We start from the raw sequence: 11338 nt of genomic DNA, 5'->3' as shown, positions 1-11338 counted from the left end.
TTCACGGCCGGTTCAGGCCCGCCCGCTCCAACGCCCTGGTCATGGCCGCCCGGTCCCGCTTCCGTCCGTCGGGGTCGGTGGTGAGGGACATCAGGAGCTCCGGCGTGAGCCGGTGGTTCTCGGCGTGGGTCAGCAGCACCTCGGCGTCGCGGGCCGACGTGGCGGCGTGCTCCTCGTCGGCGACCGTGCGCAGCACCTCGTCCCGGTCGGCGAAGCGGCTCATTCCGCAGTCGAGCCCGTCGTCGTTCAGGGTGCCGGGGTACGGGGCGCGGGCCCACGCCCCGTTCTCGAACCAGTAGACACACCCCAGTTCATCGCCGCTCAGCAGGTCCTGCAGCTTCTTGTGGGGCAGCCAGTCGGGGGCGCCGACCAGCATGTCGACCGGTGGCTCGTGCCACTTGCAGTCGCTCGACTCGTCCTCGCCGAAGAGCACGTACCGCCCCTCGCCGCGCCGTGCGAAGCCCCACCAGGTGCTGCCGGAGTCGTCCAGATGGAGCCCCCTGTCGTCCACCCAGGTCCCCGTGCGGTGATGGCCCGCCTCCTCGTCCTCCGCGGTGGCCTCCAGTACGGCGATGAGCGCCCAGCGCGCCCACAGCGTCTCCGCCGACGGCAGGTCCCCGGGCAGCCCCGGCCGGTTGATGGTCATGCCTGTCCTCCGGACTCGCAACGTCGATCATGATCGGGACAAGGCTCTCATGGACCCAACCGCCCTGGTTCAGCGCCCGGTTGACGGCCGGGGAGCCGGCGCCCGGCGCATCAGGGCGAGCCCGTAGACGACGATCCACACCACCCACATCAGCCAGCCGGCGAGACCGAGGAGGCCGAGCGGGCCGGAGTGGTCCATGACCAGCGGGGTGAGCACGGCCGAACCGAACAGCAGCGAGGCCGACACCAGACCCCACCTGCCGTGCCACGGCCGGATCAGCCCCGCGCGCAGTCCGCCGACGGACAGGCCGACGAGCGCGAGCGCCAGGAAGGTGCCGTTGAGGGTGAACAGGGCGTCGTGCAGCGCCCACAGACCCGCGTCCGCCCCGACGCCGTCGGCGGCCGTCGACGCGAGCGCCAGCCGGATCGCGATGACCGCGGTGAACACGGCGTTCTGGAGGACGAGCCCGGCGAATCCGAGCAGGGCCCACGCCTCACCCCGGTCCCGTTCGGAACGCCACAGCACCCGCACCGCGCCGGCCCCGAACAACGTGGCCAGGACCCACGCCGCGGGCGTGACCGCGGAACCGAGACCGACCAGGTCACCGTGCGCCCGGAAGAACCTGTCCACCTCCTCGATGCCCGCACCGGTGCGCGGCAGACCTGCCGGGACCAGCACCACGTTCCCGGCGACGATGAGGAAGGCGAAGCCCAGGGCGGCGAGGCCGCTGGCCCGGGCGAAACTCGTGGCGGCCGGAACGGCCACCGTACGTTGACGTAACATGTATTGATTATAAGCAGCGTAAAATGAATGACGGACGACAGGAAGGCCACCGAGGACATGAGTGAGGAGCCGGGGCGACGGCGCTACGACTCCCTGCGCCGGACGGCGCAGGCGCAGCAGACCCGCGCCGACATCGCCCGGGCGGCGCTGGACCTGTTCGTCTCCCACGGCTGGGCGGCGACGACGGTGCGGGACGTGGCACGCGAGGCCGGGGTGTCCGTGCCGACCGTTTACGCGGCCTACGGGAACAAGACGGGCCTGACCCGGGCCCTGGCCGACGCGGCGGACCTCTCCGCCGATGTGCCGCGGCTGATCGCGGAGCTGGAGTCGCCCACCACGGACCCCGCCCGGCAGCTCGCGGCGATGGCCGGTTACGACCGGCGCCTCTACGAGCGCGCAGGCGACGTCATCACCCTCGTGAGGGAAGCGGGCCGCTCCGAACCGGAGCTGGCCACGCTGTACCACGACAGCCGGATCCGCGGTGACCGGACGCGCGTGCAGGTCTTCTCGTCCTGGCCGCCCGGCGTCCTGTGCTCCGGCCTCGATGTGCCGTCCGCGGTCGACGTCTACGCGGCCCTGTGCAACATCGACGTCTACACGGTGCTGACCGGCGAACGCGGGTGGTCGCCCGACCGGGTGGAGCGGTGGTGGTGCGAGGCACTGGTGCGGGAACTCCTGGGCAGGTTTGGACCGCCGCTCCAAGGTCACTCGAGTGGCGACCCCGAAGTCGGACACGGCTTGGAGTGAGCGAATCGTGGCTGGAGAGCAGAAGGCCAAGGCGAAGACCGAGCAGGCCAAGGGCAAGGCCAAGGAGACGGTCGGCCGGGCGGTCGGCAACGAACGGCTGACGGCCGAGGGCCGGGCGCAGCAGTCCAAGGGCGATGCCCGGCAGGCCAAGGAGAAGACGAAGGACGTCTTCAAGCACTGAGGTCATGAACCCGTGGCGGTGCCGCGTCCCCCTGTGGGACGCGGCACTCCGTCCGTCAAGCCGTGACCGGCGGGGTCTGCGCCAGAGGGAAGTGGCACGCCGCCGCGTGAAGGAGCTCGCCGGGCGGTGGCGCGGGGTCGGCTTCGGCACAGAGGTCCTGCGCCCGCCGGCACCTGGTCCGGAAGCGGCATCCGGACGGCGGGTCCGTCGGGGACGGGATCTCGCCGGTGAGCAGGATGCGCTGCCGCTTGCGTCCCGGACCGGACACGGGGGAGGGGGCGGCCGACAGGAGCGCCTCGGTGTACGGGTGGCGCGGCCGCTCGTAGACCTCTTCGGTCGGACCCGTCTCCACGATCCTGCCCAGGTACATCACGGCGACCCGGTCGGCGAGGTGCCGCACCACGGAGAGGTCGTGCGAGATGAACACGTACGACAGTCCCAGCTCGTCCCGCAGGTCGCACAGGAGGTTGAGGACCTGTGCCTGCACCGACAGGTCCAGCGCGGAGACGGGCTCGTCGCAGACGATCACCTCCGGCTCCAGCGCCAGGGCACGGGCGATCCCGATCCGCTGCCGCTGCCCTCCGGAGAACTCGTGCGGATGACGACCCGCGTCCGAGGCGCGCAGGCCGACCATCTCCAGCAGTTCGGCCGCACGCGCCGCCCGCCGCCCGCCCGGTACCAGCTCACGGTGGGTCAGCCAGGGCTCGCCGATGAGGTCCGCCGCGCTCAGGCGGGGGTCGAGCGAGCCGAACGGGTCCTGGAACACCATCTGCACCTTCCGGCGCCAGGCGAGCAACTCCGCGCCCGACAACGCGAACGGGTCCATCCCCTCGTACCGCACGGTGCCGGCGTCGGGCCGCTCCAGCCGCAGCAGGACCCTGGCGAGAGTGGACTTGCCGCAGCCGGACTCTCCCACGAGGCCCAGGGTCTCCCCGCGCCCCAGCGTCAGGTCCACCCCGTCCAGGGCCCGCAGCCGGGTGCTGCCCCTCAGCGTCCGCCGGACCGTGAAGCTCTTGGACAGACCAGTGACCTCCAGCAGCGCCCCGTCCTCAGGCATCGGCCGGCTCCTTCCCGAAGTGGCAGGCGACGGCACGGCCCGCTCCCGTGCCGATCAGTACCGGTCGGTCGGTGACACATCGTTCCCGGGCCAGGGGACAGCGCGTACGGAAGGCGCACCCGGCCGGCAGCGCGCCCGGTTCCGGCGGACCGCCCGGGATGGAACTCAGCCGCGATCCCCGGCGCTGCTCGGCCGGTACCGACGCCAACAGGCCGCGGGTATAGGGGTGGTGGGGCGTGCCGAACACCTCGCCCACCGGCCCGGTCTCCACGACCGTCCCCGCGTACATGACGGCGACCCGGTCCGCGTGCTCGGCGGCGAGCCCGAGGTCGTGCGTGATGAGGAGGAGCGCCGTGCGCTGCTCGGCGCGCAACTCGCCGAGCAGGTCCATGATCTGCGCCTGCACCGTGACGTCCAGGGCCGTCGTGGGCTCGTCGGCGATCAGCACCTTCGGCCGCAGGGCGACCGCCGTGGCGATCAGCAGCCGCTGACGCATCCCTCCCGAGAACTGGTGCGGATACGCGTCCGCCCGGGCACCGGCCTCCGGGATGCCCACGCGCTCCATCAGCTCCACCGCCCTGGCCCTCGCCGCCCGCCGGGACATGCCCTCGTGGATACGGAACGGCTCGGCCAGCTGGGTACCGACGGTGAGAACGGGGTTGAGCGCGCTGAGCGCGTCCTGGAAGACCATGGCCACACCGGGCCCGGCCAGCCGGCGTCTGGCCCGTGCTCCCAGCCCGAGCAGGTCAGTGCCGTCCAGGCGCACCCGCCCGCCCGCCACTTCGGCGACCGGGTCGAGCAGCCCGGCCACCGCGTGTGCGGTCATGCTCTTGCCGCAACCCGACTCGCCGAGCAGCGCCAGCGTCTCGCCCGACCGCACGGTGAAACCGACCTGCCGGACGACACGGACGGGCCCGTCCGGGGTGTGGACGTCGACGGACAGACCGTCCACGACCAGGACGTCGTCGACCGTGGGCCGACCGGTGGCGGTGGGGTGATCGCCGGCCCGGGCAGGAGCCCCCTTCGGCTCGGGCGCCGCAGCGGCGCGGGAACCGGCCCTCGCGGAGCGGCCGCCGGGACCCGCCGTCGCGCGCGACCGCCGAGCACGCCGTCCACCGCGCCGCACCCCCTCCCGCCACCGCTGCCCCGGATCGGTCGTCAGCCGGGCCCACGAAGCGAGTACGGTCGCCGAGACCGTCGTGACGACGATCGCCAGCCCCGGGAAGAGCGCGATCCACCACGCGCTCTGCAACTCCTGCCGGCCCTGGGCCACCATCAACCCCCAGCTGACGTCCGGTGGCTGGATGCCGATGCCCAGGAAGCTCAGTGAGGACTCGGCCAGCATCACGAAGCAGAAGTCGAGCGCGGCGACGGTCAGCAGCGTGGGAAGCACACTCGGCGCGACATGCCGGCGGATGGCGGCCCAGCTGCTCGTGCCGAAGGTGCGGGCCGCGTCCATGAACAGCCGGCTGCGCAGCTCGGCGGCCTCCGCCCGCGCGGTGCGCAGATACACGGGGACACGGGCGACGGCCAGCACCAGCACGATGCTCGCGGCACTGGGCGAGAAGACGTACAGCACGACCACGGCCAGCAGCAGGGAGGGGAAGCTGAGGATCACGTCGGCCACGCGCAGCGACACGTTCTCGCGCCGGCCGCCGTGATACCCCGCCCACATGCCCCACACCGAGCCGACGGCGAGCGAGCACAGGACGGCGGGCACCGCCACGGCCAGCGTGGTCCCGGCCGCGGCCAGCAGCCGCGCGGCCACCGGCCGGCCGAGGGAGTCGCTGCCGAGGACGAAGGCCCAGCCGTGCTCGAGACTGAAGGGAGGCCGACCCGGGGCGCGCAGGTTCTGACGGGTCGCCAGGTCCCCGGCCAGGAGGGGTCCCAGTACCGCACAGAGCGCGACCAGGATCAGGACCACGGCCGCCGCGCAGGCGAACCGGTCCCGGAGGAGCAGGGCGAACCATCGCCGCCGTGCGGTCGGCCGGGGTGTGGCTTCGACAAGCATGTCCCGTCCTTGTCTCATGCCGCCGCCCGCTGCCGTACCCGCGGGTCGAGGAGCGCGTGGCAGAGGTCCACGAGGATGTTGAGGGCGAAGATCGCCAGAGCGGTCACGAGCACCGCCGCCTGCAGTACCGCGAAGTCCCGCTGAAGGACCGAGTCGATCATGAGCTTGCCGATACCGGGCCAGCCGAAGATCGTCTCGACGACGACGGCCCCGTTGACCAGCCCCACGGCCAGATCACCCGCGACGGTCAGTGCCGGTGCCGCCGCGTTGCGCAGGGCGTGCCCGAACACCACCCGGGGCTCGGACGCCCCCTTGCCGCGCGCCACTTTCACGTACGGCGCGGACAGTGCCGACACCATGGCGCCCCGCACCACCTGCACCAGCACTCCGAACGGCCGGATCAGCAGCGTGGCCACGGGCAGTACCCAGGCCGCCGCGCCGCTCGTCCCGGACGTGGGCAGCCAGCCCAGCGTGACCGCGAAGACCAGCACGCCCATGATGGCGATCCAGAAGTCGGGGACACTGGCCGCCGTGGCGGACAGGAAGCTCGCGATCCTGTCGGTCGCCGAGTCGGGGCGGTAGGCCGCGAGGCTGCCGATGACCACGGCACCCAGGACGGCCAGCAGCATCGTCCAGCCGGCGAGTTGCAGGGTCGCGGGGAAGGCCCGCAGGACGGCCTCGCCCGCCGGCTGCGCGGTGCGCAGCGACTCCCCGAAGTCGAGGTGGGCGACCTGGGCGAGATAGTCGCCGAACTGGGAGACCAGCGGGTCGTCCAGGCCGTTGCGGGCGGCGAACTCGGCCCGCATCTCGGGGGTGGCGCTCAACGGCAGGTACAGGTTGGCGGGATCCCCGGTGAGGCGGGCCAGGAAGAACACGCCGAGGACCACCACCAGCAGGGGGACGACGCTGGAGACCGCACGGCGGCGCAACAGGGACAGCACGTGATCTCCTCCCTCAGTCCGCTCGCCGCATGTCGGCGAGCCGCATCTCGTCGTTGGTGGCGGCGTCGGGCCGGTAGCGGACCTTGGGGGAGACGGCCAGCAGGCCGGTCATGTTGGCCATGACGGCATCCCGTACGACCTTGTCGTTCTGGTACGCGAACGCGTCCGCGAACGCCTTTTGCCGTGTGCCGCCCGAGGCCTGCTCGGCGTCCCGGATCAGCCTGTCGAACGCCTCGGTGCCGTAGCTGCTCTGGGCGCCTTTGCTGCCGTAGATCTGACCCATGGTGAACGCGGCGTCGCCCGCCTGGTTGCCGTGCTGCGCCTGGAGCAGGGTGGGGCCGGTGTCGCCGGCCGGGAAGGGGCGGAGCAGGTACTCCAGCCAGGCGTTGACGTCGAGCATCTTGATCCTGACCTTCAGCCCGGCCTTGATCAGGCCGTCCTGGACGACCTCCATGGCCTCGGCGGCCTTCGGGTAGATGCCGTTGCGGCCGATGAGGGTGAGGGTGGTGTCGGTCCGGACCCCGTCGGCACGGGCCTCGGCGACGAGTTGCCGGGCGCGTCCCGGGTCGTAGGGCCAGGGCCGGACGCGCGGGTTGTGGCCGGTGACGCCCTTGGCCACGAGCTGGCCGCTGGGCCGGCCCGCGAAGACCGCGGTGACCAGTCCCTCCCGGTCGATCGCGTAGTTGACGGCCCGTCGGACCCGGATGTCGTCCAGGGGCGGCTCGGTGGCGTCCATGCGCAGGTACGAGACCTCGTTGGTGGTGAACTCGACGGCCCGGTCGCCCGCCCCGTCCTCGGGGGCGAGCCCGATCGCGATGTCCGCCTCGTCGTTCGTCACCATGGCCGCCCGTACACTGCCCTCGGCGCGCCAGACGTAGGTGGCCGCGGCGAAGTCGGGGGTCTTGCCCCAGTAGCCGGGGAAGCGTTTCAGCTTGAGGTACCGGCCCTGGTTCCAGTCCTCGATCCGGTAGGGCCCCGTGCCGACCGGCTCGCGCACCCGGGAGGCCGGGTCGGTGCTCGTCGGCACGATCTCGACGAAGGACAGGCGCAGCGGCAGGATCGGGTCGGGCTTCGCCGTGGTGACACGGAGTGTGCTGTCGTCGAGGGGCGTGGCGGTGAGCTCGCTGTCCGCGAAGATGTAGCCGTCGACGTTGCAGTCGATGCCGGAGTCCGTGGCGCGCTTGACCGAGAACGCGGCAGCGGCGGCCGTGAACGGCGAGCCGTCGTGGAAGGTGACACCCTTGCGCAGGGTGAAGGTCCAGGAAGTGGCCGAGTCGTGGGTCCACTTGGTGGCGAGGGCGGGTTCCAGAGCTCCGGTGGACGGTTCGCGCTCGGTGAGGGCCTCGGTGATGTTGGCCCGTGTCACCCGGCCCGTCGCGGTCAGCGAGGCGTCACAGGGTTCGAGTGTCGGCGGTTCCTCGGGGAGGACGATGCGCAGGGTGTCCGGGCCGCCGCCGATGGGGTCGGCACCGGCCACCGAGCAGCCGGAGGCGGCGAGGACGACGGCGAGGGACGCGACGATCGGACGACTTCGGGCCGGGCCTAACAGGGTCACTGCGCCTCCGCGCTCGCTCGCGTACACAACAGAGAACGGCGTTTAGATATGTGGACGGTCATTATTGGGGCGGCGAGACGGAACGCGTCAAGGGGTCTGCGTCGGTTCCCAACACGCCCCACCTCTTGACGTGTTGATTGCCGTCCTAAAACATTCGGGAAACTCGATTGGTTCTGCGCGGTTCTGTTCGCTCCCGAAGGGAATCCATGTCCAGCAGACATCGCCTCGCCCGGGCCTCGGCGATCACCGTCCCCCTGGTACTCGGCGCGGGACTCGTGGCCGTGCCTCCCGCCGCTGCCGCCGAACCGCCCGGCAGCGCGGTCACGGTACGGATCGACCCGTCCTACCGCCAGCAGGAGTTCGAAGGGTGGGGGACGAGCCTCGTCTGGTTCGCCAACATCACCGGCCGCTACCCCGAGCCCATCCGGCAGAAGCTCGCCGACATGCTCTTCGGCGACGACGGCCTCCGCCTCAACATCGCGCGCTACAACATCGGCGGCGGCAACGCCCCGGACGTCCGCAAGGACTACATGAAGGTCGGCGCGACGATGGAGGGCTTCTGGAAGGCCCCCGAGGGCACCACCCGGGAGGACACCGACTGGTGGAACCCCGACGACCCGGACCACTGGGACTGGTCCGCCGACGCCGGCCAGCGCTGGTGGGTCGACCGCGTCAAGAAGAAGGTCACCCGCTGGGAGGCGTTCAGCAACTCACCGCCCTGGTTCCAGACCGTCAGCGGTTACGTCTCGGGCGGATTCGACGCGAGCACCGACCAGATCCGTCCCGACCGCGTCGACGACTTCGCCACCTACCTGGTCAAGGTGACCGAGCACCTGGAGAAGAAGCACCGCATCAAGTTCGACACCATAGCCCCGCTCAACGAGCCCAACACCGATTACTGGGGCACCCAGTTGGGCCCCGACGGACAGCCCACCGGCGGCCGTCAGGAAGGTGCGCACGCCGGCCCCGAACTCCAGCATAAGGTCGTCCTGGCGCTGCGCCGTGCCCTCGACAAGGCCAGGACCCGCGCCACGGTCTCCGCGATGGACGAGACCAACCCCAGCACCTTCGTCCGCAACTGGAACGCCTACGACAGCGCCGCCCGTTCCGCCGTCGACCAGCTCAACGTGCACACCTACGGCACCGGCATGCGCACCAGCGCCCGGGACAGCGCCAAGGCCGCCGACCGGCCCTTCTGGATGAGCGAGGTCGAGGGCACCTGGGGGACCGGCACCGACTTCACCGGTATGGAACCCGGGCTCGGCATCGCCACCCGGATCGTCGACGACATCCGTGAACTCGAGCCGTCCGCCTGGGTGTTGTGGCAGCCCGTCGAGGACGCCCTCCCGCAGGCGCAGGCCGGCAAGAACTGGGGCAGCATCCACATCCCGTTCAACTGCACGGCGAAGGACACCCTGGAGACCTGCCCGATCCGGGCCAACACCAAGTTCCACACGCTGCGGAACTTCACCCACCACATCCGGCCCGGCGACCACTTCGTGAAGGCCGACGACCCCTCCAGCGTCGCCGCCGTACGCAAGTCCGGCCGCGGAGCGACCGTCGTGCACGTCAACAACGGCACGACCCCGCGCGCCGTGACCCTGGACCTCTCGCGCTTCCGGCGCATCGCCCCCGGCGCCACCGTCACACCCGTGGTGACCAGCGGCGACGGCGCCCTCGTCCACGGCACGCCCGTACGTGTGAAGGACGGCTCCGCCACGGTGACCGTCCCGGCCAAGTCCGTCACCACCCTCCTCGTCGACGGGGTGTCCGGCACCGCCGGGGACGCCGCCCTCGTGCAGCCCGGCCACGTCTACCGCCTCCAGGGAGCCCAGAGCGGCAAGTCCCTCACCCCGTCCACCGACGGCGACGGCGTCGTCGTCCGCACGGACGACCCGAGCGCCAAGTCCCAGCTGTGGTCCGTGAAGCGGCTGACCCGCGGGAACGGCAACCGGGACCGCTACGCACTCGTCAATGCCGCCACCGGCGGACGCCTCGCCGTGCGCGACGACGAAGCCGTACTGGAAGAGAGCGACACCCCTGCCGCGCAGTGGATCATGTCGACCACCGGGGACGGCACCTGGACCTTCGTCAACTCCGCCACGGGCCGGCTGCTCGACGTCGTCGGCCAGTCGACGGCGGACGGCGCCCGTGTGTCGGCGTACCTGCCGACCTCCCACGCGAACCAGCGATGGGCCGTGACCGACGAGACCGTCCTGCGCACCCGGCCGGCGGAGGCGTTCACCGTGCCCGGCCGGGCGCCCGAACTGCCCGCGACCGTGACCCCCGTCTTCCGCGACGGCGCCCGGGGCGCGATCCCCGTGCGGTGGACGCTGCCCTCCGAGTCACGCTGGAGCAAGCCGGGGACGGTGCGGGTGAAAGGCAGGGCGACCGACGCGCTCGGCCGGACCGTGCCCGCCCAGGCGGTCGTCACCGTGGACACCATCGCCTCGACGCTCCCGGCCCGGGCCAAGACCTACACGGGTGGCCGGCCCGACCTGCCCGCCACCGTCACCGGCGTGGGACGTCACGGCGGAACCGCCGACCTCCGGGTCACCTGGGACGCCGCGCCCGGCAAGGCGTTCGACGACGCCGGAGTGGTGACCCTGCGCGGCACCGCGCACGTCCCCGGCGGCACCACGGCGGCGGCGACCGTACGTGTCCAGGTCACCAAACCCCGGGAGACGAACGCCGCGCTCGACGAGGGCGTGACGGCCGGCGCCACGTTCACCGAGAGCGGCTACTCCGCCGAGGGCCTGCGCAACGGGAACACCACCGAGAAAGCCTGGTCGAACTGGAAGTCGGGCACCAAGAACCCGTCCGACACCATCACCTTCACCCTGCCGGAGCCACGCGATCTCACCCGGGTCGTGACCCACTTCCACCGGGACGGCGGCAACGTCAGCTTCGCCGAATCCCTGAAGATCCAGGTGCGCGGAACCGACGGCACCTGGGCCGACGCGAGCGACTCCGTCCCCGTCAGCGCCGAGGGCTCACCCGTCGTCGACGTCCCGGTGCGCGCCTCCGGCCCGGTGACCGGCGTGCGCGTCGTCATGACGGCCCGCCCGGGCGGCTACATCACCCTCGGAGAGATCGAACTGCGCGCCAAGGCACCCGGCACGTCCGAGGACGCAGCGGCCGCCTCGATCGAGGTGGACGGCGTACCGATCGACGGCTTCGACCCCGACCGGAACGACTACCGGGTGGCCGCCGACCGACCGGACCGGGCGAGGATCACCGCCACGCCCCGCGACCCGTACGCGACCGTGACGGTCCGCGAGGACACGGGGCAGGGGGCGGCCCAGGTCGTCACCGTCCGCAGTGAGGACGGTGCGCACACCCGGCGGTACAGGATCGACGTGACCCGCTCCTGACACAGGAGAACGCGGGGCGTGGCAGCCGGACACGCCCCGCGTC

The 11338-nt window shown here is 71.8% G+C and carries 9 protein-coding genes; 3 read left to right on the top strand and 6 right to left on the bottom strand.

Features of this window, described 5'->3' with window-relative positions; translation table 11 throughout:
* Position 1 precedes the first annotated feature (1 nt).
* Complete coding sequence (locus tag ABZ016_RS38160; RefSeq protein ID WP_356921346.1) at positions 2 to 646, bottom strand: hypothetical protein; 645 nt, start codon at positions 644 to 646, stop codon at positions 2 to 4.
* A 69-nt stretch (positions 647 to 715) separates the two neighbouring features.
* Entirely contained in the window at positions 716 to 1429 is a 714-nt protein-coding gene (locus ABZ016_RS38155; RefSeq protein ID WP_356921345.1) for a 2-oxoglutarate/malate transporter, read from the bottom strand.
* 27 nt (positions 1430 to 1456) lie between these two features.
* Here ABZ016_RS38155 and ABZ016_RS38150 point away from each other — a divergent pair, with 27 nt between their 5' ends.
* Positions 1457 to 2176 carry a TetR/AcrR family transcriptional regulator gene (locus ABZ016_RS38150; RefSeq protein ID WP_356921344.1) on the top strand — a complete coding sequence of 240 codons (720 nt, stop codon included), beginning with the start codon at positions 1457 to 1459 and terminating at the stop codon, positions 2174 to 2176.
* Between the two features lie 7 nt (positions 2177 to 2183).
* A complete protein-coding gene (locus tag ABZ016_RS38145; protein WP_356921343.1) occupies positions 2184 to 2357 on the top strand; it encodes a CsbD family protein in 174 nt (57 codons plus the stop codon).
* A gap of 55 nt (positions 2358 to 2412) precedes the next feature.
* Here ABZ016_RS38145 and ABZ016_RS38140 read toward each other — a convergent pair whose 3' ends face one another.
* The 4 genes from ABZ016_RS38140 to ABZ016_RS38125 are packed head-to-tail and all read right to left on the bottom strand — an operon-like array spanning position 2413 to position 7921.
* Positions 2413 to 3414 (bottom strand): oligopeptide/dipeptide ABC transporter ATP-binding protein, encoded by a 1002-nt coding sequence (locus ABZ016_RS38140; RefSeq protein WP_356921342.1) that lies wholly within the window; start codon positions 3412 to 3414, stop codon positions 2413 to 2415.
* Positions 3407 to 5425, bottom strand: coding sequence for a dipeptide/oligopeptide/nickel ABC transporter permease/ATP-binding protein (locus ABZ016_RS38135; protein ID WP_356921341.1), 2019 nt, complete (start codon positions 5423 to 5425; stop codon positions 3407 to 3409). Before ABZ016_RS38135 ends, ABZ016_RS38140 begins: the two co-directional genes overlap by 8 nt.
* Positions 5426 to 5439: 14 nt before the next feature.
* Positions 5440 to 6366 carry an ABC transporter permease gene (locus tag ABZ016_RS38130; RefSeq protein ID WP_356921340.1) on the bottom strand — a complete coding sequence of 309 codons (927 nt, stop codon included), beginning with the start codon at positions 6364 to 6366 and terminating at the stop codon, positions 5440 to 5442.
* A 13-nt stretch (positions 6367 to 6379) separates the two neighbouring features.
* Positions 6380 to 7921, bottom strand: coding sequence for an ABC transporter substrate-binding protein (locus tag ABZ016_RS38125; RefSeq protein WP_356921339.1), 1542 nt, complete (start codon positions 7919 to 7921; stop codon positions 6380 to 6382).
* Positions 7922 to 8127: 206 nt separating this feature from the next.
* Between ABZ016_RS38125 and ABZ016_RS38120 the strand changes: the two genes are divergently transcribed.
* Entirely contained in the window at positions 8128 to 11295 is a 3168-nt protein-coding gene (locus tag ABZ016_RS38120; protein ID WP_356921338.1) for a glycoside hydrolase, read from the top strand.
* Positions 11296 to 11338 lie beyond the last annotated feature (43 nt).

Source organism: Streptomyces sp. NPDC006372, assembly GCF_040612515.1.
Lineage (GTDB): Bacteria > Actinomycetota > Actinomycetes > Streptomycetales > Streptomycetaceae > Streptomyces.
The sequence above is the reverse complement of the archived record's forward strand: the minus strand, read 5'-3'. Positions and strand labels throughout refer to the sequence as shown.

What these genes read in the sequence shown, in the direction of transcription:
- ABZ016_RS38150 (WP_356921344.1), top strand. Translation starts at nt 1,457, where the DNA reads ATGACGGACGACAGGAAGGCCACCGAGGACATGAGTGAGGAGCCGGGG.
- ABZ016_RS38135 (WP_356921341.1), bottom strand. Translation starts at nt 5,425, where the DNA reads ATGCTTGTCGAAGCCACACCCCGGCCGACCGCACGGCGGCGATGGTTC.
- ABZ016_RS38155 (WP_356921345.1), bottom strand. Translation starts at nt 1,429, where the DNA reads ATGTTACGTCAACGTACGGTGGCCGTTCCGGCCGCCACGAGTTTCGCC.
- ABZ016_RS38160 (WP_356921346.1), bottom strand. Translation starts at nt 646, where the DNA reads ATGACCATCAACCGGCCGGGGCTGCCCGGGGACCTGCCGTCGGCGGAG.
- ABZ016_RS38120 (WP_356921338.1), top strand. Translation starts at nt 8,128, where the DNA reads ATGTCCAGCAGACATCGCCTCGCCCGGGCCTCGGCGATCACCGTCCCC.
- ABZ016_RS38140 (WP_356921342.1), bottom strand. Translation starts at nt 3,414, where the DNA reads ATGCCTGAGGACGGGGCGCTGCTGGAGGTCACTGGTCTGTCCAAGAGC.